This is a genomic window from Streptomyces sp. NPDC037421 (assembly GCF_055602105.1).
Genome location: NZ_JBVJWV010000006.1, coordinates 155485 through 181263 on the forward strand (window position 1 = coordinate 155485; position 25779 = coordinate 181263).

General features: G+C 73.3%; 25 protein-coding genes and 1 riboswitch. Of the genes, 11 read left to right on the plus strand and 14 right to left on the minus strand.

Annotated elements, in window-relative coordinates:
* Positions 1-60 precede the first annotated feature (60 nt).
* The 5 genes from ACZ7IF_RS11785 to ACZ7IF_RS11805 all read left to right on the plus strand — a co-directional run bounded on the left by ACZ7IF_RS11785 (position 61) and on the right by ACZ7IF_RS11805 (position 4992).
* The gene (locus tag ACZ7IF_RS11785) at positions 61-1242 is read left to right on the plus strand and encodes a serine hydrolase domain-containing protein (protein ID WP_470967482.1); all 1182 of its coding nucleotides are present in this window, start codon (positions 61-63) and stop codon (positions 1240-1242) included.
* 54 nt (positions 1243-1296) lie between these two features.
* On the plus strand, positions 1297-3294 hold the full coding sequence (locus tag ACZ7IF_RS11790; RefSeq protein WP_470967489.1) for a bifunctional metallophosphatase/5'-nucleotidase: 1998 nt from the start codon (positions 1297-1299) through the stop codon (positions 3292-3294).
* A 91-nt stretch (positions 3295-3385) separates the two neighbouring features.
* Complete coding sequence (locus ACZ7IF_RS11795) at positions 3386-3805, plus strand: hypothetical protein (protein WP_470967495.1); 420 nt, start codon at positions 3386-3388, stop codon at positions 3803-3805.
* Between the two features lie 3 nt (positions 3806-3808).
* On the plus strand, positions 3809-4246 hold the full coding sequence (locus tag ACZ7IF_RS11800; protein ID WP_470967502.1) for a thiol-disulfide oxidoreductase DCC family protein: 438 nt from the start codon (positions 3809-3811) through the stop codon (positions 4244-4246).
* Between the two features lie 11 nt (positions 4247-4257).
* Entirely contained in the window at positions 4258-4992 is a 735-nt protein-coding gene (locus ACZ7IF_RS11805; protein WP_470967509.1) for a TetR family transcriptional regulator, read from the plus strand.
* Positions 4993-5014: 22 nt separating this feature from the next.
* Here the strand turns inward: ACZ7IF_RS11805 and ACZ7IF_RS11810 are convergent, their stop codons facing one another.
* Positions 5015-6244: an MFS transporter gene (locus ACZ7IF_RS11810; protein WP_470967513.1), complete on the minus strand. Its 1230-nt coding sequence runs from the start codon at positions 6242-6244 to the stop codon at positions 5015-5017.
* Between the two features lie 109 nt (positions 6245-6353).
* On the opposite strand from ACZ7IF_RS11810, the gene ACZ7IF_RS11815 reads away from it, so the two are divergent.
* Entirely contained in the window at positions 6354-6890 is a 537-nt protein-coding gene (locus ACZ7IF_RS11815) for a MarR family winged helix-turn-helix transcriptional regulator (RefSeq protein WP_470967516.1), read from the plus strand.
* Here the strand turns inward: ACZ7IF_RS11815 and ACZ7IF_RS11820 are convergent.
* From ACZ7IF_RS11820 to ACZ7IF_RS11830, 3 genes are all read right to left on the minus strand, one after another.
* Positions 6877-8433 (minus strand): ABC transporter substrate-binding protein, encoded by a 1557-nt coding sequence (locus ACZ7IF_RS11820; protein ID WP_470967519.1) that lies wholly within the window; start codon positions 8431-8433, stop codon positions 6877-6879. The two genes, ACZ7IF_RS11815 and ACZ7IF_RS11820, sit on opposite strands and share 14 nt — an antisense overlap.
* 104 nt (positions 8434-8537) lie before the next feature.
* The gene (locus ACZ7IF_RS11825) at positions 8538-9986 is read right to left on the minus strand and encodes a metallophosphoesterase (protein WP_470967522.1); all 1449 of its coding nucleotides are present in this window, start codon (positions 9984-9986) and stop codon (positions 8538-8540) included.
* Positions 9983-10225 (minus strand): SCO4848 family membrane protein, encoded by a 243-nt coding sequence (locus tag ACZ7IF_RS11830; RefSeq protein WP_470967526.1) that lies wholly within the window; start codon positions 10223-10225, stop codon positions 9983-9985. The genes ACZ7IF_RS11825 and ACZ7IF_RS11830 overlap by 4 nt, the downstream gene beginning before the upstream one ends.
* A gap of 121 nt (positions 10226-10346) precedes the next feature.
* Here ACZ7IF_RS11830 and ACZ7IF_RS11835 point away from each other — a divergent pair, with 121 nt between their 5' ends.
* On the plus strand, positions 10347-11615 hold the full coding sequence (locus tag ACZ7IF_RS11835; protein WP_470967530.1) for a D-alanyl-D-alanine carboxypeptidase family protein: 1269 nt from the start codon (positions 10347-10349) through the stop codon (positions 11613-11615).
* Here ACZ7IF_RS11835 and ACZ7IF_RS11840 read toward each other — a convergent pair.
* From ACZ7IF_RS11840 to ACZ7IF_RS11855, 4 genes are all read right to left on the minus strand, one after another.
* Positions 11612-12535, minus strand: coding sequence for a YihY/virulence factor BrkB family protein (locus ACZ7IF_RS11840; protein WP_470967534.1), 924 nt, complete (start codon positions 12533-12535; stop codon positions 11612-11614). The two genes, ACZ7IF_RS11835 and ACZ7IF_RS11840, sit on opposite strands and share 4 nt — an antisense overlap.
* A 169-nt stretch (positions 12536-12704) precedes the next feature.
* Complete coding sequence (locus ACZ7IF_RS11845; RefSeq protein ID WP_470967539.1) at positions 12705-13289, minus strand: 2'-5' RNA ligase family protein; 585 nt, start codon at positions 13287-13289, stop codon at positions 12705-12707.
* 83 nt (positions 13290-13372) lie between these two features.
* Positions 13373-14386 carry a tryptophan--tRNA ligase gene (trpS, locus tag ACZ7IF_RS11850; RefSeq protein WP_470967542.1) on the minus strand — a complete coding sequence of 338 codons (1014 nt, stop codon included), beginning with the start codon at positions 14384-14386 and terminating at the stop codon, positions 13373-13375.
* Between the two features lie 154 nt (positions 14387-14540).
* On the minus strand, positions 14541-15806 hold the full coding sequence (locus ACZ7IF_RS11855; RefSeq protein ID WP_470967547.1) for a serine hydroxymethyltransferase: 1266 nt from the start codon (positions 15804-15806) through the stop codon (positions 14541-14543).
* 35 nt (positions 15807-15841) lie between these two features.
* Positions 15842-15932, minus strand: a riboswitch (ZMP/ZTP riboswitch).
* A gap of 117 nt (positions 15933-16049) precedes the next feature.
* Between ACZ7IF_RS11855 and rocD the strand changes: the two genes are divergently transcribed.
* Positions 16050-17255, plus strand: a complete 1206-nt coding sequence (gene rocD, locus ACZ7IF_RS11860; protein WP_470967551.1) for an ornithine--oxo-acid transaminase — start codon at positions 16050-16052, stop codon at positions 17253-17255.
* A 169-nt stretch (positions 17256-17424) separates the two neighbouring features.
* Positions 17425-17973: a hypothetical protein gene (locus ACZ7IF_RS11865; RefSeq protein ID WP_470967555.1), complete on the plus strand. Its 549-nt coding sequence runs from the start codon at positions 17425-17427 to the stop codon at positions 17971-17973.
* 24 nt (positions 17974-17997) lie between these two features.
* Here the strand turns inward: ACZ7IF_RS11865 and ACZ7IF_RS11870 are convergent, their stop codons facing one another.
* Together ACZ7IF_RS11870 and ACZ7IF_RS11875 are read right to left on the minus strand one after the other, a co-directional pair.
* Positions 17998-19194, minus strand: coding sequence for a glutathionylspermidine synthase family protein (locus tag ACZ7IF_RS11870; protein WP_470967560.1), 1197 nt, complete (start codon positions 19192-19194; stop codon positions 17998-18000).
* Between the two features lie 6 nt (positions 19195-19200).
* Positions 19201-19503, minus strand: coding sequence for a hypothetical protein (locus ACZ7IF_RS11875; RefSeq protein ID WP_470967564.1), 303 nt, complete (start codon positions 19501-19503; stop codon positions 19201-19203).
* A 97-nt stretch (positions 19504-19600) separates the two neighbouring features.
* On the opposite strand from ACZ7IF_RS11875, the gene ACZ7IF_RS11880 reads away from it, so the two are divergent.
* The gene (locus ACZ7IF_RS11880) at positions 19601-20413 is read left to right on the plus strand and encodes a DMT family protein (RefSeq protein WP_470968202.1); all 813 of its coding nucleotides are present in this window, start codon (positions 19601-19603) and stop codon (positions 20411-20413) included.
* Between the two features lie 86 nt (positions 20414-20499).
* Here ACZ7IF_RS11880 and pdxR read toward each other — a convergent pair whose 3' ends face one another.
* Positions 20500-21921 carry a MocR-like pyridoxine biosynthesis transcription factor PdxR gene (pdxR, locus tag ACZ7IF_RS11885; RefSeq protein ID WP_470967568.1) on the minus strand — a complete coding sequence of 474 codons (1422 nt, stop codon included), beginning with the start codon at positions 21919-21921 and terminating at the stop codon, positions 20500-20502.
* A 46-nt stretch (positions 21922-21967) separates the two neighbouring features.
* On the opposite strand from pdxR, the gene ACZ7IF_RS11890 reads away from it, so the two are divergent.
* On the plus strand, positions 21968-22483 hold the full coding sequence (locus ACZ7IF_RS11890) for a carboxymuconolactone decarboxylase family protein (RefSeq protein ID WP_470967572.1): 516 nt from the start codon (positions 21968-21970) through the stop codon (positions 22481-22483).
* Between the two features lie 68 nt (positions 22484-22551).
* Here ACZ7IF_RS11890 and ACZ7IF_RS11895 read toward each other — a convergent pair whose 3' ends face one another.
* The 3 genes from ACZ7IF_RS11895 to ACZ7IF_RS11905 all read right to left on the minus strand — a co-directional run bounded on the left by ACZ7IF_RS11895 (position 22552) and on the right by ACZ7IF_RS11905 (position 25708).
* Positions 22552-23211: a hypothetical protein gene (locus ACZ7IF_RS11895; RefSeq protein WP_470967576.1), complete on the minus strand. Its 660-nt coding sequence runs from the start codon at positions 23209-23211 to the stop codon at positions 22552-22554.
* 393 nt (positions 23212-23604) lie between these two features.
* A complete protein-coding gene (locus tag ACZ7IF_RS11900; RefSeq protein ID WP_470967579.1) occupies positions 23605-23979 on the minus strand; it encodes a hypothetical protein in 375 nt (124 codons plus the stop codon).
* Complete coding sequence (locus tag ACZ7IF_RS11905; RefSeq protein WP_470967583.1) at positions 23969-25708, minus strand: hypothetical protein; 1740 nt, start codon at positions 25706-25708, stop codon at positions 23969-23971. The genes ACZ7IF_RS11900 and ACZ7IF_RS11905 overlap by 11 nt, the downstream gene beginning before the upstream one ends.
* Positions 25709-25779 lie beyond the last annotated feature (71 nt).

Genomic DNA, 25779 nt, shown 5'->3' on the forward strand with positions numbered 1-25779 from the left:
GGGTCGGGTCAGGGGTGTTCCCCATGGTCCGTGGATCTTCCTCACGGCAGGCTTACGGGCATGACGAACCCCGCGAACTCCGCTCCCCGCAAGGCCCGTTGGGCGACCCTGCTGGCCTCCGGAGTGGCCCTGGCCGCCATCGGCGCCGGCACCCTGCCCGCCGTGGCCTCCGCCGCCGAGCAGCCCGCCCGCACCCCGGTCACCGGGACGCTGCACGCGCACCGCCCGCTGGACCGCGCCGCCCTCCGGGCCTCCCTCGACGGGCTCCCGGACGTCGCCGTCAGCGGTGCCCTGGCCCGGGTGAGCGGCAGGGACGGGCGCTGGAGCGGGGCGGCCGGGCCCACGGTGCCCTCGGCCGACGCGAACTTCCGGATCGGGAGCATCACCAAGGTGTTCACCTCGACGGTGACGCTCCAGCTGGTCGCGGAGGGCCGCCTGGGCCTGGACACCCCCGTCCAGCAGGTCCTGCCGGGGGTCCTGCCGGCCGACTGGGCGCCGATGACCATCGGGCAGCTGCTGAGCCACACCAGCGGCCTGCCCAAGCCGTTGGCGCCCTCCGCCGGAACCACACCGGCCTCGGCGGTCGCCGACGCGGTGCGGGCCGCCGCCGAGGCGGGCGCCCCGAAGCCCGTGCCGGGCGCCGCTCAGCAGTACAACGGCCTGAACCACCTCCTGCTCGGCATGGCGATCGAGAAGACCACCGGCCGTACGTACGCGGAGGAGGTGCAGCGCCGGATCGCCCGGCCGCTGGGGCTGCGCCACACGTACGTGCCCGCCGCCGACGACCGGTCGCTCCCGGCCCCGCACACCCGGGCCCTGTGGGACGCCTCCGGCGACGGCACCGGGGAGCTCGTCGACAACTCCCGGCAGAGCCCCTGGGCCTGGGCGGAGGGCGGGATGATCTCCAACGCCCCCGAGCTGGACCGGTTCTTCACCGCCCTGATGAACGGCCGGCTGCTGCCGCCCGCCCAGCAGGAGCTGCTCACCGAGCCGGTCCCGGGCTTCGCGGGGGACCGCACCTTCAGCCGGGGCGGCCTCCAGCACGTGCAGCTCGGCGCGGGCACCTGGGTCTGGGGCAAGACCGGCTCGTACAACGGCTACACCAGCGGCGTCTTCGTCAACGAGGACCGCGGCCGGGTCCTGGTGTATTCCCTCAACCCGACGAACCGCCGCCCCCAGAAGAAGGAGGACGGCCTGACGGAGCCGGACCACATCTTCAAGATCGCCGGCGCGGCCTTCTGATCCCCCGGCCCGGCGCGTCGACACGGGCGGCGGGACGCGGGAGCATGGGCGGATGTGACGAGGCTCGCCAAGACCGCATGTCCGGACCGGAGTTCACACCGCCTCGGGCGGCGGACGTTCCTCACGTCCCTGGGGACCGTCGCCGCCACCTTCGCCACCGGGATCCCCGCCCACGCCACCGAGCACGCGCGGGACGCCGCCACCGCCGCCGAGTACGTGGACGTGCAGCTCCTCAACATCACCGACCTGCACGGCTACCTCCAGGCCGCCCCCGGCGGCAACGCCGTCATCAGCGGCAACGGGGGCCGGACCTACACCGTCGGCGGGGTCGCGTACATGGCCGCCCATCTCGCCCGGCTCCGGGACGGGCGGGCCAACTCGTTCTTCTTCACCCCCGGGGACGCCTTCGCCGGGTGGGAGTTCGACGCCGCCGCCTTCGCCGACGAGCCCACCATCGAGGCCCTCAACCGGATGGGGCTCGATTTCGCGACCGCCGGGAACCACGAGTTCGACAAGTCCCCCGCCATGCTGCGGCGGCACATGGAGCAGGGCGTGCCGTTCCCCGTCGAGGGCCGGGACGCCACCTTCACCGACTCCTCCGGCGCCCGCTTCCACGGCGCCGGCTTCCGCTACCACAGCGCCAACGTCGTCTGGGGCGCCGACGGGCGCACGGTGCTGCCCGCGTACAACATCGAGACGGTCCGCACCGCCGCCGGCCAGGAACTGCGGATCGGATTCATCCACCTGACCGCCCTCGGCACCGAGCTGATGCCCGGCTCCTACCAGCCGGGGCTGGCCACCCTCGACGAGGTCGCCACCGCCGACCGGTACGCGGCCCTGCTCAAGGCCCAGGGCGTGGGCGCCATCGTGCTCAGCATCCACGACGGGGCGGTGGCCGGAGCCGACTTCAACAGCGGCGCCGACCCCTCCGGCCCCGCCCTGGACCTGGCGCTGCGGGTCTCCCCCGACATCGACGCCATCGTCACCGGGCACTGGCACACCCGGTTCAACATGATGGTCCCCGATCCCGACGGCGTCCCCCGGCCCTTCGTCGAGGCGGGCTGCCACGGCCAGCTCGTCAACGAGATCAGCCTCCGCCTCGACCCGGCGACCGGGAAGGTGGTCCGCGAGCTGACCGTCTCCGTCAACCACCCCAACACCCGCGACGGCGCCCCCGATCCGGCCCTCAAGGAGGTCGTCGACTACTGGGCCGGCCAGGCCGCCGCGCGGGACGCCACCCGGATCGGCCGGCAGACCGGCTCGTTCTCGCGTACGCGCAACACCGCGGGCGAGTCCACCATGGGCGACCTGGCCGCCGACTGGGCGCTGTGGGCGGGCCGCAGGCCGGCCGACCCGGAGAACGACGCCAACGTCCACCCCAACGTGCCGGCCCAGCTCGCGCTGGTCGCGGCCGCGCCCCGGGTGGGACAGGCCGTCATCGCGGGCGATCTGGTGCGCGACGCGGCCTCGGGCGGGGCCGTCACCTTCGGCCGGGTGTGGAGGGCCGTCGGTTTCGGCGACCCGATCGTCAGCGCGACGGTGACCGGGCAGCAGATCCACGACGCCCTGGAGCAGCAGTGGACGACGGCGGCGAGCGGCGAACTGCTCTTCGCGCCGCTGGCCGTCTCCAGCAACGTCCGCTACACGTTCGACGCCCGGGGCAGGGCCGGCGACCGCGTCAGGCCGGCGGACGTGTTCGTCGACGGCGTTCCGCTCGACCCGGCCCGGACCTACCGGCTCGCGTCCCCCTCGTACACGTTCCTGGCGTACGACGGCTACGGCGCGCTGCGCGGTTTCCGGGCCCCGTACCGCCACCAGCGCGACTACGAGAGCTTCGTCGCGTACGTCCGCGAGACGCAGACGCTCACCCCCGCGCCCCTGAACCGGGTGACGGCCGCGAACACGACGCGGCGCGGCGCCGACGTCGGCACCGTCCTGGAGCCGGGTCCCTACCTGCTGGCGGACGGCTCCCCGATGCCCCGGCCGGAGGCGGCCATCGTCTCGGCGGACCGTCCGCCCGCCACTCCCGGGGGCTTCCGGCCGCCCTGCTGACCGAGCCCGACGAGAAGGCTTGAACCTGTTCAAAAACAGGTCTAGAGTCAGTCCCGCCAAGGAATTGAACACGTTCAAGGGGGCTGGGGCAATGGACCTCACCGTGGTCGCGTACGTCATCTACCTGCTCGTCAGCATCGGGCTGACCGTCTGGGTCGCCCGTACGCTCAGCCGCAACGGCCGCATCTTCATCGCCGATGTCCTCCAGGGGAACGAGAAGCTCGCGGACGCCGTCAACCACCTCCTGGTGGTCGGCTTCTACCTCGTCAACGTCGGCTTCGTGACCCTGTACCTGCGCTCGGGCTCGACGGTCCTCGAAGCCCGCGGACTCTTCGAGGCGCTGTCGGTCAAGCTCGGCGTCGTCCTGCTGGTCCTCGGCGTCATGCACCTCGGCAACGTGTGGGTGCTGAGCCGGATGCGCCGCCGCGGGATCATGGAGCGGCAGGCCGTGCAGCTGCCCCCCGTGCCGCCGCTCGCCCCCCAGGGGTGGACCGCGCCGGCCGGGGCCTGACCCGTGGCGCGGGCCGCGGGCGGCGGACAGCCCGGCGTCCGGTACCTGACCGTCCTGTACGACGCCGACTGCCCCGTGTGCACCCGCATCCGGAACTGGCTGATCGGGCAACGGCAGCTGGTCCCGCTGCGGCTGGTGCCGGCCGCCTCCGCCGAGGCCTGGCGGAAGTTCCCGAAGCTGGCGCACGCCGAGACGCTGCGCGAGATCACCGTCGTCGGGGACGCGGGCCAGGTGTGGCGGGGGACGGACGCCTTCGTCGTCTGCCTCTGGGCGCTGGCCGAGCACCGCTCGAAGGCCGAATGGCTCGCCACCCCGGCGGGCCGTCCCTTCGCCGGGGCGGCCATGAACACGGCCGCCGCCGTCCGGCACGCGGTACGTACCAATTCCGAAGCGGAGTCCGGGGAACCGGCCTGTGACGATCACTGCTCCGCGCCCCGATAAGGTCGGACACCGTGACAGATCAGAAGGCGCCCAAGAGCGAGCAGACCCGCACGCTCATCCTCGAAACCGCGCTCCGGCTCTTCCAGGAGCGCGGGTTCGACAAGACGACCATGCGGGGCATCGCCAAGGAGGCAGGGGTCTCGGTCGGCAACGCGTACTACTACTTCGAGTCGAAGGAGCACCTCGTCCAGGGCTTCTACGACCGGATCGGCGCGGCCCACCAGGCCGCGGTCCGGCCCATCCTGGACCAGGAGACCGATCTCCAGAAGCGGCTCGCCGGCGTGCTGACGAGCTGGATGGACATCGCGGAGCCCTACCACGAGTTCGCCTCGCAGTTCTTCAAGAACGCGGCGGATCCGGAGAGTCCGCTCAGCCCCTTCTCGGCGGAGTCGGAGGCGGCGCGCAAGGCGGCCATCGACATCCACCGCGAGGTGCTGGCCGGGGCGAAGACCAAGGTGCCGGGCGAACTGGCCGACGTACTGCCGGAGCTGATGTGGCTCTCGCAGATGGGCCTGGTCCTGTACTGGGTCTTCGACCGCTCGCCCGGCAGCGAGAAGACCCGGCGGCTCGCCGAACGCGGTGCGCAGCTGACCACGCGGGGCATCGTGCTGGCCCGGTTCCGGGTGCTGCGCCCGCTGGTGCGCGAGGTGCACGAGCTCTTCGCGGACTTCCTGCCGGGCATGGCCCAGACGGCGGCCGCGCGCGGCGGGAAGCGGGCCTCGGACCCGCACCCCGGCGAGGAGTGAGGGTCCGGGAACCGGAGCCTTCTCAGCCCAGGACGAGCAGGGTGGCCACCGCCGGGCCGAAGGCACCGCCCAGCTGGTAGCAGAGGGTGAACAGGCCGATGGCGCTGGGCCGGTGGGCCTCGTCGGGGGCGGCCGACACGGCGTGGGTCGACAGGACGGCGTTCGCGGCGCTGGCGGTGAACACGCCCACCCCGGTGGCCGCCACCAGCAGCAGGCCGGACGGGGCGAAGACCCCGGTGAGCGCGGCGGCGGCGCCGGCCGCGACGAGCACCGTACGGACGGCCGCGCGGCCCATCCGGGCCGAGGCGGCGGCGAGCAGCCAGGACAGGGCCGCCCCGGCCAGCAGCGCGACCAGCTGCCCGGTACCGGCGGAGGCCGCGTCCCAGCCGGCGCGGTCGGCGAGCAGCCGGGGCACCGAGAAGAGCAGGGTGAAGTAGGAGGTCGACAGCGCCAGCGCGAGCAGCGCCGAGACCACGAACACGGGCCGGCGCAGCAGCACGGCGGGCACGAACCCGTCGGGGCGGCGGCGCACGTGCAGGGTCAGCAGCACGGCGGCGGCGAGGGCGCCGGCGAGGGCGGCGAGGGGCTGGGTCGGCAGCAGCACCAGGGCGGTGGCGAGAGCGGTCAGCAGGGCGGCGCCGCGCCCGTCGAAGCGGCCCGCGGGGGCCGGCGCCTTCCCGCTCCCGGCGTGGCGCAGCACGGCGGGCACCGCCAGCAGGGAGACGGCCTGGACGGCGAGGGCGATCCGCCAGGAGGCGCCGTCCGCGAGGGTCCGGCCGAGCAGCGGTCCGGCCGCGCCCAGCATGCCGAAGCCGGCGCTGATGACGCCCATCCGGCGGGCGGTCCCGGCGAGGCTCATCGCCGCCGCCACCAGCCCGGCGCCGCCCGCGGCCTGGGCGCAGCGGCCGAGGAGGGTGAGCGGGAGCCAGGGGGACGCGGCGACCAGCAGCGTGCCGCCGAGGACGAGGGCGGTGGCCAGGCGGAGCACCGCGGCCAGGCCCCGGCGGCGCAGGAGTCCGGCGAGCAGGGGGGTGCCGACGGCGATGGCCCAGCCGAAGGCGGTGAGCAGCCAGGCGGCCGTGGCGTTGCCGACCCCGAGCGAGCGGGCCATGTCCGGGAGGATCAGCACGGGCGCGTTGGCCCCGGCGGCGATGGGGGTGGCCAGCAGGGCGAGCCAGAAGACCGGGACGGGCGCCCGGGTGGCGGCGGCTGCCGGCGCCTCGTTCCTGCCGGTGGTGGCGGTGACCGTCATGGACGACCCACTCCCCTTCATGTCTCAACCTTGACAATCTCAACGTTGAGATAAAAACAGAGAGACTCCCTCAACGTCAAGTGTCTTAACGTTGAGGTATTCTTGGGGCATGGAGAAGGACGGCAACGACCAGGACATGGTGGCCGCGCTCGTCGGCCAGTGGGAGAAGGAGCGCCCCGACCTCACGGAGGCGTTGTGGCCCGTCGAGGTGCTGGCCCGGATCCAGCGCATGAACCGGCTCATCGACAAGTACCTCAAGGCCTTCACCGCCGAACACGGCCTGGAGGTGGGCGAGTTCGACGTACTGGCCACCCTGCGCCGGTCAGGCCCGCCGTACGCGCTGACCGCCGGCGCGCTGATCCCGGCCGCCATGGTGACCTCGGGCGCGATCACCAACCGGATCGACCGGCTGGAGGCCAAGGGCCTGGTCGAGCGGGTCCGCGACGGGGCCGACCGCCGGTCGGTGCGCATCCGCCTGACCGACGCGGGCCGCACGCTGATCGACACGGTCATCGAGGAGCACCTGAGGCACTACGCGAGCCTGCTGACCCCGCTGGACCGCGCGGCCTGCGAGGCGCTGGCCGGCTCCCTGGGCACCCTGCTGCTGGCGCACGGGGACACCCTCGCGCCGCCTACAGCCAGTTGAGCTCCCACAGCCGCCAGACGCCCGTGCCGTCGGAGAGGAACTGGGAGCCGGTGACGGCCTCGCGCGAGAGCACGTAGTCCTTCTTCTGCCAGATCGGCAGCACCGGCACCTGCTGGGCCACCACCCGCTGGAGCTCGCGGAAGTCGGCGGCGGCGCCGGCGCGCTCGGAGTGGGCCTGGTTGCGGGTGATCAGCTCGTCGACGTACTTGTCGGAGAAGCCGTTGTTCATGCTGGAGTCCCGGCCGACCAGCGGCGCGAGGAAGTTGTCCGCGTCCGGGAAGTCGGCGATCCAGCCGATCGTGTAGGCGTCGAACTCCCCGGCCGCGTAGGCCTTCTGGAAGTCCTCCCACGCCTCGACGGGCCTGGTCTTCACCTGGAACAGGTTCGTCGACTCCAGCTGCCGCTTGATCTCCTCGGCCTCGGCGAGGTTCGCGCCGCGCGTGTTGACCCCGAGGGTGACGGAGACGGGCGCGGTGATCCCGGCGTCGCGCAGGAGCTTGCGGGCGGCCGCGCCGTTGGGCGAGGGGTAGGCGTCGAAGAAGGGCGTGCCGTGCGCCGGGACGCCCGCCGGGACCAGGGAGTACAGCGGGGTGACCGTGCCCTTGTGGATGTCCCCGGCGATCTTGGAGCGGTCCAGTACGGCCGCCACCGCCTGGCGCACGGCCGGCTTCTCCGCCGAGGAACCCGGGCGGACGTTGAAGACGAGGTTACGGGTCTCCGTGCCGCCGGAGGCCTGGTAGCGGGTGTCCTTCAGGCCCGGGTTGAGGCCCGCGAGCACCGCCGGGGGCATGTCCCGGTGCGCGACCTCGACCTCGTGGTCCCGCCAGGCCTTGTCGAGCTGCGCGGAGTCCTTGAAGTACCGGACGGTGACCAGGGCCCGGGCGGGGCCGCCCTGCCCCTTGTACGCCGGGTTGGGCCGCAGTTCGGCGCTGGTGCGCCGGCGGTACTCGGCCAGGGTGTACGGGCCCGAGCCGTCCGCCTCGCCGCCCTCGCGCAGCGCCTTGGCCGGGTAGCGGTCCTTGTCGACGATCGAGGCGGCGCCGGTGGCGATCTTGAAGGGGAAGGTGGCGTCGCGGGAGGAGAGGTTGAAGGTGACCGTGCGGCCTTCGGCCTTGACCGACTGGAGGTTGGTGAAGAGCGGGGCCGGCCCCTGGTCGGAGTTGATCTGCTTGATGCGGTCGAAGGAGAACTTCACGTCCTCCGCGGTGACGGCGCGGCCGTTGGAGAAGGTCAGGTCGGGGCGCAGCTCGCACTGGTAGGTGGTCAGCTTCTGCCCGATGAACTTGCAGGAGGACGCGGCGTCCGGGACGGGGGTGGCGGAGCCGGGCCTGATGGTCAGCAGCGACTGGTAGATGTTGCCGAACAGGGCCCAGGAGCCCGCGTCGTAGGCCCCGGCCGGGTCGAGGGCGGAGACGACGTCGGTCGTGCCGACGCGGATCGCGCCGCGGCCCTCCTCGTCGGCGGGCAGCAGCTGCCAGGCGCCCCCGCCGGCCGCTCCGAGGACCAGCCCGGCCGCGATCACCTTCGAGCGGACAGACCGCATCCCCGAACCCCGTCCATCGATATCCGAACCGACTCTCCGAATATCGGTCACTGAATCACGGAAAATCGGCCACCGGAAGGCCCACGATGCCCGGTCGGACCAGGTCAGGCCTGGTATGAGGCGAGTTCGACGACGGTGATGTCGGACGGCGCCCCGACCCGCACCGGCGGCCCCCAGGCACCCGCGCCCCGGGACACGTACAGCTGGGTGTCGCCGTAGCGCTCCAGGCCCGCGACGGTCGGGTTCGCCAGCTCGGCCAGGTACTTGCCGGGCCACAGCTGGCCGCCGTGGGTGTGCCCGGAGAGCTGGAGGTCCACGCCGTGGCGGACGGCTTCGTCGATCACGATCGGCTGGTGGGCGAGGAGTACGGAGGCACGGGCGCGGTCCCGGTCCCCGAGGGCCGCCTGGAAGTCGGGGCCCTTGCCCTCCTTCTCCCCCTGGACGTCGTTGACCCCGGCGAGGTCGAAGTGGGGCAGCTCGCGCCGGGCGTTCTCCAGCGGTGTGAGGCCGAGTTCGCGGACGTGGTCCACCCACTGCTGGGCGCCGGAGAAGTACTCGTGGTTGCCGGTGACGAAGAAGCTGCCGAGGCGGGCGCGGAGTTCGCGCAGCGGCTCGGCGGCGGGGCCGAGGTCGCGGACGTCGCCGTCCACGAGGTCGCCGACGATGGCGATGAGGTCGGGCTGGGTGCGGTTGACGGTGTCGACGATCCGGCGGGTGTGGGCGTGGCCGAGCACCGGGCCGAGGTGGACGTCGCTGACGACGGCGATGCGGAACCCGTGCGCAGCGCGCGGCAGCCGGGCGAGGGGCACCTGCACGCGCTTCACGCGGGGCCCGCGGAGCACTCCGTAGGTCCCGTTGCCGACGACCCCCGCGGCGGCGACCGCGGCCGCCCCGCCGAGCACCCGCGCCACGAACACCCGCCTCCCGACCCCGTCGGGGAGCGTGCCGGTGGCCGCGACGGCCGTCCCGCCCGCGGTGGCGTCGGCCTGGGCGGGCGCACCGGGGGCGGGGGCACCGGGGGCGGGGGCACCGGCCGGCCGGCCGGCGGGGGCGGGGCCCTGCGGGGCGGTTCCCCCACCCGCCCCTTCCCCCGGCTGGGGCTCCGCCCCGGCCGCCCCGCCCGGCTCGGCCGGGCCCTGGGGCGGCGCCCCGGACGACGCCACGGAAGCGGCGGGCGCCAGATCAAGCCCCTCCGGCGATCGGGGAGCCGGGGGCTGGGGCTGGGGCTGGGGCTGGGGCAGACGGCGGAGCCAGAGGCGCCGGATCGGTTCCGCCACCGCCATCGCCATCGTGAGGTACAGCAGCACCGCCAGCCACATGTACCCCGGCCACGCCACCAGCCGCTCCAGCCAGAACGGCGCGCCCGCCCGTCCCGCCGTCAGCGCGGCCAGGGCCAGCAGCGGCAGCGCGAAGGCCAGGACGGTGCCCGCCCTCCGCGCCGCCCCGCCCGCACGGGTCGTGTCGCGGACCAGCCGGACCCACAGCCACCGGTGGACCAACGCAAGAAGCGCCAGTACCGCGACCACCGCCACAATCACCACAAACACGGTCATCGTGATTCACGCCGCAGAGCCAGGACACCGCGCAACCCGATCACACCAACGGCGGTCCCCAGGAGAAAGGACGTGACCGCCAGGAGGAGGTGGACCCAGAAGTAGGCCGTGGGCTGACCGTCATCGAATGCCAGACCGCTGGCGTCATTGAAGAGGTTCTTGACGAACGTGGACCAGATCACCCAGGACCAAGCTCCGAACGCTGCGAGGAACCAGGACGCGGTGCGGCTGAGTTTCATGCCCCCAGTATCGGATTCGTCCCCAGGACGGACGCGCCGGGGTGGGCCGTACCGGGGGTGGTTGGGCCCGGTTGGCCGGTCCCGGACGCCAGGCAGTCCATCGGGATGTACGTTCACCTGCGTGTCTGCCAAGAAGACCGCGCTGACGGTCCTTTCCGCCGCACTGCTGGTCCCGGCGGTGCTCGCGGCACCCGCGAGCACGCCCGCGCTCGCCGTGCCCACGCCGCCCCCGGCGGCCGACGGGAAGGGTCAGCCCCCGAAGGCACCGAACGCCCCCGCGCCGCCCCCCTCGATGTCCAGCGTCGGCGGGGCCCGCCTCGGGCAGCCCGGGACCCAGGTCAACCCGCTGCCCGGCGCGCCCGCCCTGCCCGCCAACCTCAGCGGCCGGTCCTGGATCGTGGCGGACGCCGAGACCGGCGAGGTGCTGGCCGCGCACAACGCCCACTGGCGGCTGCCCCCGGCCTCCACCATGAAGATGCTCTTCGCCGACACCGTGCTGCCCGGCCTCCCCAAGGACCAGGTGCACCACGTCACCGACCAGGACATGGACGGCGTCGGCCCGGGCAGCAGCCTGGTGGGGGTCAAGGAGGACCACGACTACAGCGTCCACGACCTGTGGCTCGGCGTGTTCCTGCGCTCCGGGAACGACGCGGTGCACGTGCTTTCGGCCATGAACGGCGGCATCGACAAGACCGTCAAGGACATGCAGGCCCACGCCGAGGAGCTCCAGGCTCTGGACACCCACGTGGTGTCCCCGGACGGCTACGACGCCCCCGAGCAGGTGTCGAGCGCGTACGACCTCACCCTCATCGCCCGCTCCGGGCTCCAGAAGCAGGACTTCCGCGAGTACTGCGGCACGGCCGAGGCGAAGTTCCCCGGGAGGCAGGAGGCGGGCAGGCCCCGCGAGTACTTCGAGATCCAGAACACCAACCGGCTGATGACCGGCGCCGGCGGCATCACCCCGTACAAGGGCATCGCCGGGGTGAAGAACGGCAACACCACCATGGCCGGCTCGACCTTCACCGGCGCCGCCCAGCGCGGCGACAAGAAGCTGCTCGTGACCGTGATGAACCCGGACAACGGCGGGGTCAACTCGGTCTACGAGGAGACGGCCGAGCTCTTCGACTGGGGGTTCGCGGCGGCCGGGAAGGTCAAGCCGGTCGGCGAGCTGGTGCCGCCGAAGAGCGCGGACACCTCCCCGCACGGCTCCCCCGCCACGTCGCACGAGAAGGGCAAGCCCGCGGCGGACGGCGGGGCCTCCGGCGGCAGCGGGCTCGGCACGGCGCTCGGCATCGCGGGCGGGGCGCTGGCCGTCCTGGCCGGCGGGGCCTTCGTGGTCAACCGCCGCTGGCCGCGCGGCCGCCGCGGCCCGGGAGGCGGCAGCCCTTAGGGCACGGCCTCGGCCCCGTCGTCGGGCGCCTCCTCCTCGGGGGCGGTGTCCCCTGCGGAGGGGGCCTCGTCCTCGTCCCGGGTGGCCGTCCAGGCCGCGCAGAAGAGCAGCAGCTTCGCCGTGAAGCTGATCCACAGCAGCAGGGCGATCGGCACGCCGAAGGCCCCGTACATGCTCTTGCCCGCGACCTCCCGCATGTAGCCGCTGAGCAGCAGCTTCAGCAGTTCGAAGCCCGCCGCGCCGATGAGCGCCGCCTGGATCAGGCGGCCGCGCGGCGGCTCGACCCCGGGCAGCAGGGTCAGCAGGTAGAGCAGGAGCAGGAAGGCCGCCAGCACGCCGACGAGGAAGGCCGCGGCCCGCAGCAGCGCCCCTCCCGCGCCCTCGCGCGGGATGCCCAGGAGCTCGGCGGACTTGCCGACCGCGCTGGCCCCGACGATCGAAGCGGCGGCCGAGGCGAGGGCCGCGCCGCCGAGGCCGAGGAGGACCAGGGCGTCCTTGCCCTTGCGCAGGACGGGGTTGCCCTCGTCCTCGCCGTCCTTCTCCCAGACGGCGCGCAGGCAGTCGCGCATCGAGCCGATCCAGCCGATGCCGGTGAACAGGAGGAGGGCGCCGGCGACGAGGCCGACGGTGCCGGCGTTGGCGACGAGCCCCTCCAGGTCGAGCTGGTCGGAGATGCCGGGGACCTGTTCGGCGAGGCTCTTCTGGAGCTTGTCCAGCTGTTCCTGGCTGAGCAGCGCGGCGCCGATCGCGGCGGCGACGGTGATCAGCGGGAAGAGCGCGAGGAAGCTGATGAAGGTGATCGCGGCGGCGAGCCGGGTCCAGTGCGCGCGGTCGAGGCGCTCGTACGAACGCCAGGCGTGGGTCCGCATGGCGGCGGAGGCCGCCGGTCCGACCACCGGGAGTTTCTTCAGCCAGTCCATGGGGCCACCGTAAATGAGCTGCTTGAAATAGCAGGGATTGCCGGTTTTGGGCGCTACGGTCGTCGATTGTGACTTTTCGCCCTACGGATCGTCCCCAGACCCGCCCGTTCCATGCCCTGCTACTTCGGAGTCTCCGCTTCCGTGCGCACCGGGCCCAGCGGCTCCTGCGTCAGGGGCGCGGCACGGCCGCGTCGCCCAGCGGAGCGGGCTGTGCGGGGACGCCGGCGGCGCCGGTGCCGAAAGGGTACTCGCGCAGCTTGCGCCAGACCCCGTCCGAGCCCTGCTCGTAGAGCGCGAAGCCCTCGCACAGCCAGCCGGCGGCGTAGTCGGCGAGCTCGGTGAAGGCCCGGTCCATCGCCTCCTCGGAGATCCCGTGGGCGACCGTGACGTGCGGGTGGTACGGGAACGCCAGCTCACGGGCGAGCGGCCCCTCGGGGTCGCGCACCTCCCCCTGGAGGCGGGTGCAGCCCGGGGTGCCCTCGGCCAGCCTGACGAAGACGACCGGCGAGAGGGGGCGGAAGGTCCCCGTCCCCTCCAGCCGCATCGGGAAGGCCGGGAAGGCCCTCGCGACCTCCGCCAGGTGGGCGCGGATCGCGGGCAGCCGGTCCGCCTCCACCTCGGTGGGCGGCACGAGGGTGACGTGCGTGGGGATGCCGTGCGCGGCGGCGTCCCCGAAGCCGGCGCGCAGCTCCTGGAGCTGGCTGCCGTACGGCTCCGGGACCGCGATCGAAACGCCGAGCGTTACGGTCCCCACGTGTGTCTCCTTGGTGTGTGTACGAGGTGCTGCCGCTCAGTGTGGCGGCAGCACCCCCTCGGCCGCCAGGGGCCTGATGTCCGTCAGTGCTTGGCGGGCAGGAAACCGAGGTGGTCGTAGGCCTGCGCCAGGGTCTCGGCGGCGACCGCCCGGGCCTTCTCCGCGCCCTTGGCCAGCAGGGAGTCCAGGGTCTCCGGGTCGTCCAGGAACTCCTGCGTGCGCTGCCTGAAGGGTGTGACGAAATCGACCATCACGCCGGCGAGGTCGGTCTTGAGCGCACCGTAGCCCTTGCCCTCGTACGAGGCCTCCAGGGCGGAGATCGACTCGCCCGTGAGGGTGGAGAGGATCGTGAGCAGGTTGCTGACGCCGGGCTTGTTCTCGGTGTCGAAGCGGATCACGGTGTCCGTGTCGGTGACCGCGCTCTTGATCTTCTTCTCGGTGACCTTGGGCTCGTCGAGGAGGTTGATCAGCCCCTTGGGGGAGGACGCGGACTTCGACATCTTGATCGCCGGGTCCTGGAGGTCGTAGATCTTCGCGACCTCCTTGACGATGTGCGCGGCGGGGAGGGTGAAGGTCCGGCCGAAGCGCTGGTTGAAGCGCTCGGCCAGGTCGCGGGTCAGCTCGATGTGCTGGCGCTGGTCCTCGCCGACCGGGACGGCGTTCGCCTGGTAGAGGAGGATGTCGGCGACCTGGAGGATCGGGTACGTGAACAGGCCGACGCTGGCGCTGTTGACCCCGCCCTTGGCGGACTTGTCCTTGAACTGGGTCATCCGGCTGGCCTCGCCGAAGCCGGTGATGCAGTTCATGACCCAGCCGAGCTGCGCGTGCTCCGGAACGTGGCTCTGGATGAAGAGCGTGCACCGCTCGGGGTCCAGGCCGGCCGCGAGGAGCTGCGCGGCGGACAGGCGGGTGTTCGCGCGGAGGTCCTTCGGATCCTGCGGCATGGTGATCGCGTGGAGGTCGACGACCATGTAGAAGGCGTCGTGCGTCTCCTGGAGGGCGACGTACTGGCGGATCGCTCCGAGGTAGTTCCCGAGGTGGAACGAACCGGAGGTGGGCTGGATGCCGGAGAGCGCGCGAGGACGGTCAGAAGCCATGGCCCCATTCTTCCACCTGCCCGGCACACCTCCGTCCGGCGGGCCGGGGCCGGTGGATCGTGTGCGGGCGGGCGGCCGCTGCGCGGGGCCGGCGCCTCCCAGCCCTTCGCAGCGGCCCACCCACCCGCAGACGGCGCACCGCGCGAGCGGCGCGTCAAAGAGGCAGCCCAGGGGCCGGGAAGGCGGACATGAGGTCCGCGACCTCGGAGCGGATCGCGGCGAGGGCCGGCTCGTCGGCCTTGGCGGCGGCGTCCACCGCGCGCGAGATCCAGTCCGCCACCGCCGGCATGTGCTCCACGCCCAGGCCGCGCGACGTCAGCGACGGCGTGCCGATGCGGATCCCCGACGGGTCGAACGGCTTGCGCGGGTCGAACGGCACCGTGTTGTAGTTCACCACGATCCCCGCCCGGTCCAGCGCCTTCGCCGCGACCTTGCCCGGGGCGTCCTTCCCCGTGAGGTCCATGAGGATCAGGTGGTTGTCCGTACCGCCCGAGACCAGGTCGAAGCCCCGCTCCAGCAGGGCGGCGGCCAGCGCCTTCGCGTTGGCCACGACCGCGTGCGCGTACGAGACGAAGGACGGCTGCGCGGCCTCGTGCAGGGCCACCGCGATGCCCGCCGTCGTCTGGTTGTGCGGGCCGCCCTGGAGGCCCGGGAAGACCGCCTTGTCGATGGCCTTCGCGTGCTCCTCCCGGCACATCAGCATCGCGCCGCGCGGGCCGCGCAGGGTCTTGTGCGTGGTCGTGGAGATCACGTCCACGTGCCCCGCCGGGGAGGGGTGGGCCCCGCCCGCGATCAGACCGGCGATGTGGGCCACGTCCGCGACGAGGATCGAGCCGGCCTCCTCGGCGATGGAGGCGAAGGCCGCGAAGTCGATGGTGCGGGGAAGGGCCGTACCGCCACAGAAGATGATCTTCGGGCGCTCGGCCAGGGCCAGCTCCCGCACCGCGTCGTAGTCGATGAGGCCGGTGTCGGGCCGGACGCCGTACTGCACGCCGCGGAACCAGGAGCCCGTGGCCGAGACGCCCCAGCCGTGCGTCAGGTGCCCGCCCATCGGCAGGGCCATGCCCATCACCGTGTCGCCGGGCTTGGCGAAGGCCAGGTAGACGGCCAGGTTGGCCGGGGAGCCGGAGTACGGCTGGACGTTGGCGTGGTCCACCCCGAACAGGCCCTTGGCCCGCTCGACCGCGAGGGCCTCGACGCGGTCGATGTTCTGCTGGCCCTCGTAGTAGCGGCGGCCCGGGTAGCCCTCGCTGTACTTGTTCTGCAGGACGGTGCCGGAGGCCTCCAGCACGGCCGCGGAGACGTAGTTCTCGCTGGGGATCAGCCGCAGGGTCTCCGCCTGGAGGGTCTCCTCGGCGGATACGAGCGAGGCGAGTTCGGGGTCGGTGGCGTACAGGGCGGGCTGGCGGTGCGCGGTCATCGCGGCTCCTCCGGGGTCGATGTCGAATCTCGTCCCCGCGAGGCCCAGGCGAGCGGCCCTGTGTGCGGTCGTGCGCGCACGACTCCCCCGGAGTCGGTTCTCCGTACGCCAGTCGCCGTGCGTACCGAACACCATAGCGGGCGCGGCACCGATGAGGTTTCCGGTTCCACGATCCGAGCGACGATACAAATGACGTCACCCACGTCACCCGCGCCACCAGCCAGACGGACGATCGGAGACCCCGTGTCGAGAACTGCTGATGCCATCCGCTCCGCCGACGAACACAGCGCGCACAACTACCACCCCCTGCCGATCGTCGTCGCGTCGGCGGACGGGGCGTGGATGACCGACGTGGAGGGCCGCCGGTACCTCGACATGCTCGCCGGGTACTCGGCGCTCAACTTCGGCCACGGCAACCGCAGGCTGATCGACGCCGCCCGCGCGCAGCTGGAGCGGGTCACCCTCACCTCGCGCGCCTTCCACCACGACCGCTTCGCCGACTTCTGCGCCGAGCTGGCCGCGCTCTGCGGCAAGGAGATGGTGCTGCCCATGAACACGGGCGCGGAGGCGGTGGAGACGGCGGTCAAGACGGCCCGCAAGTGGGGGTACGAGGTCAAGGGCGTACCCGACGGCCAGGCCAAGATCGTCGTCGCCGCGAACAACTTCCACGGCCGTACGACGACCATCGTGTCCTTCTCCACCGACCACGAGGCCCGCGACCACTACGGCCCCTACACGCCCGGCTTCGAGATCGTCCCGTACGGGGACCTGACCGCCCTCGACGCCGCCGTCACCGCCAACACCGTGGCCGTGCTGCTGGAACCGGTCCAGGGCGAGGCCGGTGTACTCGTACCGCCCGCCGGATACCTGGCGGGCGTACGGGAGCTGACGCGCCGGCGGAACGTCCTGTTCATGGCGGACGAGATCCAGTCGGGCCTGGGCCGCACCGGCCGGACCTTCGCGTGCGAGCACGAGGACGTCGTGCCCGACGTGTACGTCCTCGGCAAGGCGCTCGGCGGCGGGGTCGTGCCCGTGTCGGCCGTGGTCGCCGACCGGGACGTGCTCGGGGTCTTCCGCCCCGGCGAGCACGGGTCCACCTTCGGCGGGAACCCCCTCGCCTGCGCCGTCGCGCTGGAGGTGATCGCGATGCTGCGCACCGGCGAGTACCAGCAGCGCGCCGCGGAACTGGGCGACCACCTGCACCGGGAGCTGAACCTGCTGGTCGGCGGCGGCTCGGTGACCGCCGTACGCGGCCGCGGGCTGTGGGCGGGCGTGGACATCGACCCGGCACTCGGGACGGGCCGCGAGGTCTCCGAGAAGCTGATGGAGCTGGGCGTCCTGGTGAAGGACACCCACGGGTCGACGATCCGGATCGCGCCGCCGCTGGTGATCTCCAAGGAGGACCTGGACTGGGGGCTCGACCAGCTGCGGTCGGTGCTCTCCGCCTAGGTCCTGTCCGGGAGGGCGGGCGCGGCCGGGACACGCGCGGGTCCCGGCCGTGCCCGCCGCCGTTCCCCGCCCTGCGTTGGACACCCGGAGCGGCCCGCCGGACGATGGGAGGACCCGTACGGGTGCGCGTCCCCGGTCTTCCCGGGCCGACCCTCCGCTGGGAGCCCCCATGCACCGACGCAACCGAAACGCCCTGCTCCGCGCCGCCCTGGCGTCCTCCCTGGTCCTCGGGGCCGCCGCCCTGGCCGTACCGGCCGCCGCCGCACCGGCGGCGGTGCCCACCGCCACCTGTACGGTCACCCCCGACCCGGAAGGACGGTTCGTCGTCATCACCGGCGAGGGGTTCAAGGGGCCGCGCAACCTCAACGACGGCGAGACCACCGAACCCCTGAACATCGACGCGAACGGGAACTTCCGGGTGCAGCGGAACCAGAAGAACGCCGACTACACCGTCCTCGCGGTGAACTCCACCCAGGACTTCACCTTCGTCAACTGCCGGCCCGGCCAGCCCACGTCCCCGTCCCCGCTCCCCACCACGAACAGCCAGGATTTCCGGCGGGGTTTCGAAGCGGGGTACCTCGACGGCGTGAAGGCGGCGTCCCGGACGGGCTGCGGCATCCCTCCCGAGCCGGACAAGAGCCAGGACCGTTCCGAGTCCTACTGGCGCGGCTGGACGAAGGGCGCCGAAGCCTCCTACTTCAGGTACTGCCCCGGCTAGAACGGCCGGCCGCCGCGGACCGTCCTACAGGATGACGTGCGGCAGGAAGCGGGCGTACTCGTCCGTGACCGGCCCCGCCGATTCGCGGATGCCGAGCCCCGCCGCCTCCTCCTCGACGACCCACGCGCCGAGCACCACGCGGTTGCCGTCGAAGTCGGGCAGCGGGGCCAGCGCCTGGAACACGTACGTCTCCCCCTCGGCCGGGACGAAGGGCTCGCCCTCCGCGCCCGCCTCGTGCAGCGTGACCCCGGCGCCCTCCCGGCCCAGCAGCGGCTTGGCCACGTACCCGCAGGTGCCGGCCAGCTCGCGGGGGCCGTCGAGGTAGGCGGGCAGCAGGTTGGGGTGCTCGGGGAAGAGTTCCCACAGGATCGCCAGCAGCGCCTTGTTGGCGAGGAGCATCTTCCACAGCGGCTCGATCCAGGCGGTGGTGCCCGAGCCGCCGCCGTGGTCGTAGGTGCCCAGCACCTGCGGGCCGAACTCGTCGGTGGCCAGCCACTCCCACGGGTAGAGCTTGAAGCAGCTGCGGATGAAGCGGAGCTTCTCGTCCACGAACCGGCCCGAGAGGCTGTCCCAGCCGATCGTCTCCACCGACAGCGCGTGCGTCTCCAGCCCGGCCTGCTCGGCGGTCTCCTGGAGGTAGGCGACCGTCATCAGGTCCTCGCCGAGCTCGTCGGTCTCGGAGTGCGCGAAGTGCACCGGCCCCGGCGGCAGCAGCTCGGCCTGGCGGCGCCAGGCCTCGACGAGCCGCTCGTGGAGGGAGTTCCACTGGTCGGCGCCGGGGAAGCGCTCCTCCATCCAGAACCACTGCGGGCTCGCGGCCTCCACCAGGGAGGTGGGCGTGTCGGCGTTGTACTCCAGCAGCTTGGCGGGCTCGCCGGCGCCGTCGTAACGCAGGTCGAACCGGCCGTAGAGGGAGGGCTGTTCGGCGCGCCGCCGCCAGGACTCGGCGATCCGGGCGGCCAGTTTCGGGTCGGTGATGCCGAGGTCCGCGAAGCGGTCGTGGTCGACGATGTGCGCGGCCGCGGCCAGGCACATGGCGTGCAGCTCCTCGACCACCCCCTCCAGCGCCTCGACCTCCGGGAGCGAGAACGAGTAGTACGCGCTCTCGTCCCAGTAGGGGCGCAGGGAGTCGTCGGGGTAGCGGGTGAGGGGGTAGATCAGCCCCTGCTCCTCGACGGTCTTCTGCCAGTCCGGGCGCGGTTCGATGGTGTGCCGCTGCATGTGCGCTCAGCCGCCGGAGGAGCCGGAGCTGCTGTGGCCGCCGATGCCGCCGCGGGTGACGGCGGACTTGTCGAAGCTGCCGCCGGTCACCTTGCCGTTGCGGACGGACCCGCCGTAGTAGTACGAGCCGGTGCCGCCGCTCTTGCACTCCTTGGCGTTCAGGTGGTCCAGCGTCGAGCGGGAGGCGCAGCGCTTGTCGGGTTCGTCGCTGCTCCCGCAGGCCACGAGGGTGGCGGCGAGCAGGCCCATGCCGCCGAGGGCGACCGCGCCGGAGCGCATGCGTCGTCTGGTCGTGTTGCCGGTATCCATGGCCTGCACCCTAGAGCGGGGGCGCGGGGGTATGGAATCCGGCCGCCGTCACACCCTTGTCACGATGGTGACCTAGAGTCGGTTCGTGCTGATTGGGATGGTTTGCGCGCTGGGTGCGGCGGTCTGTTTCGGTACGGCGTCCGTGCTCCAGGCGGTGGCGGCCCGGGCGGCGGCGAGGCCGGGAGCCGGCTCGGGGGTGGACGCGGCGCTGTTCCTGCGGGCGGTGCGGCAGTGGCGGTACCTGGCGGGGCTCGGGCTGGACGCGGTCGGATTCGTGCTCCAGATCATCGCCCTGCGGCACGTCCCGATCTACGCGGTGGGGGCCGCGCTGGCCGCGAGCCTGGCGGTGACGGCGGTGGTCGCGGCCCGGCTGCTGCGGGTGCGGCTGTCGCGGCTGGAATGGGGTGCGGTGGGCGTGGTGTGCGCGGGGCTGCTGATGCTCGGGCTGGCCTCCGGCGAGGAGGGCTCCGGGACCGGGACGCTCGCGCTGGAGCTGGGCCTGCTGGGCGTGGCGGCGCTGGTGCTGGTGGTCGGCGCGGTGGCGGGGCGGCTGCCGGACGGCTCGCGCGCGCTGGTGCTCGGGCTGGCGGCGGGGACGGGCTTCGGGGTGGTGGAGGTGGCCGTCCGGCTCATCGACTCCCTCTCCCCGCGGGAGCTGCGCAACCCGGCGCTGTACGCGCTGCTGCTGGGCGGGGCGGCGGCGTTCCTGCTGCTCACCTCCGCCCTGCAGCGCGGCTCGGTGACGGCGGCGACGGCGGGCCTGGTGCTGGGCGAGACGATCGGCCCGGCGGTGGTGGGCGTGGCCTGGCTCGGCGACCGCACCCGCGAGGGCCTGACGTGGCTGGCGGTGGCGGGCTTCGCGGTGGCGGTGGCCGGCTCCCTGGCCCTGTCCCGCTTCGGCGAACCGTAGGCCCCGGCCGGACCGTTCCCCGTCCGGGGCCGGGCGGCGCGAGGGGCACGGGGGGCACGGGGGGCGCGAGCGGCGTGAGCGGCGCGTCAAGAAGGCGAAGGCAAGGCGGCCGTCAGGGCCGTCAGGGCCGGGGTCCAGGCGCTGGTCGGCGGGGTGCCGTAGCCGACGATCAGGGCCTCGCGCGCCGGCATCCGCGAGTCCGGGTGGCGGAACCGCGCGAGGCCCTCCAGCGCGAGGTCCTGCCAGGCGGCGGCCTGGACGATGGACCGTTCCGTGCCCGGCGGGAGGTCGAGCACCGCGTGCAGCCCGGCCGCGATGCCGGACACCGGGACCCGCCCCGCCACCGCGGCCACCAGCTCGTCCCGGCGGCGCCGGTACCGCAGGCGCATGCCGCGCACGTGGCGGTCGTACGCCCCGGAGGTGATGAACTCCGCCAGGGTCAGCTGGTCCAGCGCGCTGGACGTCCAGTCGACCACGCCCTTCGCCGCCAGCACCTCCTCCAGCAGGTCCGGCGGGACCACCATCCAGCCCATCCGCAGCGCCGGGGCCAGGGACTTGCTGGCGGTGCCCAGGTACACCACCCGGTCCGGGTCCAGCCCCTGGAGCGCGCCGACGGGCTGGCGGTCGTAGCGGAACTCCCCGTCGTAGTCGTCCTCCAGGATCACCCCGCCCGTGCTCCGCGCCCAGTCCACGGCGGCCGCCCGCCGCGCGGGGGTGAGGGCGGCGCCCGTCGGGAACTGGTGTGCCGGGGTCAGCAGCACCGCGCCCGTCCGGGGGCCGAGCCCGGCCAGGTCCGGGGTCCGGGCCCCGGCCTCGTCCACCCACAGCGGGCGGGTCGCCAGCCCGGCGCCGGTCAGCAGGTCCCGGTGCACGTCGAGGCTGTACCCCTCCACCGCCACCTCCCGCACCCGGCGCCCGCGCAGCACCCGCCCGAGGAGCTGGAGCGCGTGCGCGAAGCCGGCGCACAGCACGATCCGGTCCGGGTCCGCGTACACCCCGCGGGCCCGCGCCAGGTACCCGGCGAGCGCCTCCCGCAGTTCGGCCCGGCCGCGCACGTCGACCGCGTACCCGAAGGCCTCGTTCGGTGCGTCGGTCAGGGCCCGCCGGGCCGCCGCCAGCCATGCCCCGCGCGGGAAGCCGCCCAGGTCCGGGGAGCCGGGGACCAGGCTGTACGCGGGTCCCCGCCGCGCGGGGCGGCGTACCTGCGGGGCGCCGGCGGCCCGGCGGACCCTGGCCCGCTCCGCGACGCGGGTGCCGGAGCCCTGGCGGGCCGTCAGCCAGCCCTCGGCGACGAGTTCCGCGTACGCCTCGGCGACGGTGTTGCGGGCGATCCCCAGGTCGGCGGCGAAGGAGCGCGAGGACGGCAGCCGGGTCCCGGGCGCGAGCCGTCCGCTGCGGGCGGCCTCCCGCAGCGCCTCCGTCAGCGCGGCCCGCAGCCCTCGGCCGCCCGCCGCCGCGGCGAGGTCCACGTGCAGGTCGGCTCCGAAAGTGGCCCACGATTCCGTCATGAACATGGACCATATAGGCGGGCCGCCTCGCCCCTACGGTGGAGACATGAGCAACCAGAACGGAAATCACGCCCCCACCGCCGAACTGGCGGCCGAGCACGCCCCCCGGATGCAGTTCGCCAAGGTCGCCCCCGAGGTCTACAAGGCCGTCATCGGCCTGGAGATCGCGGCGAAGAAGGGCCTGGACCCGAGCCTCGTCGAACTCGTCAAGCTCCGCGCCTCGCAGGTCAACCACTGCGCCTTCTGCATGGACATGCACAGCAAGGACGCGCTCGCCGCCGGCGAGAGCGTCGAGCGCCTGCTGCTGCTCGGCGCCTGGGAGGAGTCGCGGCACTTCTACACCGAGAGGGAGCTGGCCGCGATCGAACTGACCGAGGCCGTCACCGTCCTGACGGACGGCTTCGTGCCCGACGAGGTGTACGCGCGGGCCGCGAAGCACTTCGAGGAGGCCGAGCTGGCCCAGCTGATCGCCGTCATCGCGACGATCAACGTCTGGAACCGGATCGGCGTCACCACCCGCATGACCCCGGGGCACTACACCCCGGCGGTGAAGAAGGCCTGACCGGGCCTGACCGGCCGGTCCCTGGCCGGTCAGGCCCCGTCCCTGGCCGGTCCCGGCCGCTCCCCCGGTCAGTCCGGCCGGAACGAGTCCAGGGCCGCCGTCAGGTTCGCGCGGGTCGTCCCGGCGTCGGCGGCCGGGCCGGCCGCGAGCAGCGCCCACCGCCCGCCACCCGGGACGGTGACGATCCGCTCGATGCCCCGGCGGCGGCCGTTCGACTCCGCGCTGTCGTACTCGTAGACCAGCTCGCAGCCGGTCCCGGCCGTCGGTTCGACGGAGACCTGCCGGTAGGCGGGGGTGCCGGCGTCCAGCCGCTCGGAGGACATGCGCAGCAGCTCGCAGGAGCCGGTGGAGGCCGGTTCCGTGATCCGGAAGATCTGGAGCAGCGCACTGCGGTCCCCGCCGGGCGGACGGTAGAAGGCTCCGTTGCCCTGTTCGTCGCGACTGGTCACCCACCCGGAGGGCACGGCCACCGAGAAGCCCGCCTCGTTGCGCACCACCGTGTGACCGGGGCTCGCCGAGGGACTCGGTGAACCGCTCGGGGAGGGGCTCTCCGGGGCGCTCCCGGAGGGCCCGGAGGACTGCGGCGGCGGCGAGGCCGACAGGGTCGGCGGACGGGCGTCCGCGGCGGGCCCCTCCTTGTCGCCGAGCAGCATCCAGGCAGCGACGGAGGCTCCGCCGACGACCGCCGCGGCCAGCCCGACCAGCAGCGGGGTCCGCCACTGCCGCATCCCCCCGCCGGGCTGGTGCGGGGGAGGCGGGGGCGGGGGCGGGACCCAGCCGCCGGGACCGGGCGGCTGGGGCGGCATCGGCGGAAGTCCCGGCTCCGGTGCGGTGGGCGGCGAAGCCCACCCCTGCCCGACCGACTGCCCGGCCGACTGCTCGTACCACGCGGGCTGCGCCGGCTGCCCGGACGGCTGGGCCCGCGCGGGCGCGTCGGAACCCGCCGGCCCGACGGGCGGGTCCGGCTGTACGGGCCGGTCAGACGGCGGCCCCGACTGCCCCGGCCGCGCGGAGTCCGGCCGGGGCGGGTGTTCCGGTTGCCCCGGGCGGGCCGGTTCCGGGCCCGGCTCCCAGCGTTGTGTGCGCGGGTTCCACCAGGTGTCGTCGGACGAGGACACCGGTCAGCCTCCCAGCGAGGCGAGCAGCCCGCCCAGCGCGGTGGCCGCGCTCACCGTCTCGACCAGCGGAGCCCACCGCTCCAGCGCCGCGCGCAGCCGTGCGGGCAGCCCCGGCCGGATCTCCCCGGCCTCCTCCAGCTCCGCGGCCGCGTCCTCCAGTTCCGCGTCGAGCTCCCCTCGCCCGCTGCTGCGGGGCATCCGCACGAGCTCCGTGCGGAGCCCGCGTACGGCCTCCAGCAGCTCCGCGGCGCTGGGCGCGCGGTCCTCCGCACCCCTGTTGTCGTGGACGGTGTTGGTGTTGTTGCTGCCGCCGATGCTGAAGGCGCTGTTGTTGACTTCGCCGATCCGGACCGGGCGGTCCTCGCCGTTACTTGCCACCGCTGCTCCCCTTGCCGCTCGTACCGCCCCCGGCGGTGTTGTGGTGTCCGGTGCCGCCGACGCTGAACGCGCTGTTGCTCACCGACTGGATGAAGGTGGCCCCCTCGGCCACGTGGATCGCGCGCTGCGCGAATTCCTCGGTGTGCCAGCCCGCTTCGTGCAGGGCGACGGTAACCCCGCCGACCACCCGGTCCTGAACGGTTTTCAGATACCGGTCGAGGTCCATGAGGTGGAAGAGCGAGCCGTCGTCCATGGCGGCGATCTCCCGGGCCGACAGCTGGGGCCCCTCGGGCCGGGCGCCGCCGTGGCCGCCCGTGACGATCCGCCACCAGGTGGCGAGTCCCCGGAACAGGCTCGCGACGGATCCCCAGAACGATCCGGGGGTGGCGGCGAGCGCCGCGACCGCCTTGCCGAGCCAGGTGTTGTTCAGGAAGCGCTGGGCGTCCGCGTCGGCGTTCTGGAAGACGGTGCGTACGGGGAGCAGCACGTGCGGGGCCACTTCCAGCATCAGCATGCCGCCCTGGGTGTGGACCCGTACGAACACGGTGACCACGAGGTTCTCGTCCCAGCCGCCGACCCGGATGCGCAGGAAGTGCCTGCGCCGCTCCCCGCCCTCCTCTATGGCGCCGAGGCGGTGCGCGGGGAACCCGTCCCGCACCAGCCGGGCCTTGTCCCGGTGCGGGAGCCCCACGGCCGGAATGAACACGCATTCGTCCACGACCAGCTCGCGCAGCCGGTCCAGTACGTCGGCCTGCGCCTGTGCCGAACCGTGCGGGGACGGCACGCGCAGGGCCTGGAGCAGCGGCACGATGCGCTTGACGATGTCGGCGTTGGCGACGGGCTGCGGCTTGCGGTCGGCGCCGAGGTCCTCGCGGGGGCGGAGTTCGACGGACAGCTGCCAGGGGCGGTAGGCGTTCCCCGCCCCGGTGAACGGGCCGTTGATGTCGTACATGATCAGCGCCGAGTGCTGCTCTCCCCGGATCCGGTCGAGGACGCGGGCGAAGCGGGGGCTCTCCGTGACGGGGTCCGCGGACTGGTCGGCGTACCGGTTCGGGCTGAGGTCCCGGGCGACGATCCGGGCACCGTGGCCGCGCTGGAGCGCCACCAGGGCGACGATGGCCGCGAATACCGGCGGGGTCAGCCACATGGCCAGGGGCAGCGAGTCGTCGGAGTCACCGGAGTCGTCGTAGCCGTCGTAGCCCGTGTAGCCGCTGGAGGAGTCGGAGAACAGCGGTCCGAAGAGTCCGGACCCGCCTTCCGTCAGGGACGACCAGAAGAAGAAGAGGGTGAAGGCGAGCATCAGCCACGCGCACGTCCTGACCGCGACGGACAGGAACCGCATGAGCAGGCTCCGTTTGCGCCGGAGCCAGTTGGCGAAGCTCAGCAGCAGGAAGGGGAAGAGCAGCGAGCTGAGCATCCCGCTGGTCAGCAGGGAACCCACGAACCAGGCACCGACGATCCCGCCGGCCCACGCCAGCTCGACGCGCCGGGCGCGGAGCGCGTGGGCCAGGACGCGGGTGGCGTCGAAGCCGTACGAGGGGGCGACGATCCGCTCCTCGTGGACGTACAGCTCGTCGATCACCCGGTCGCGGTAGGTGCCGTCGAGGTAGGTTCCCGCGCACAGGAGGCGGCCGGCCTCGCTTATGGAGGGGTGGACCGGGGGACGGCCGTCGCGCGGGTCCGCCGTGTGGTCGCCGCCGGGCTGAGGGGGAATCAGATGGTCGGTCACCGGGCGACCTTATTTTCCGCCTACACGGTAAGACAGGTGCTTTCACGCCAAAGCGCCCCGGCCGGGTTTGG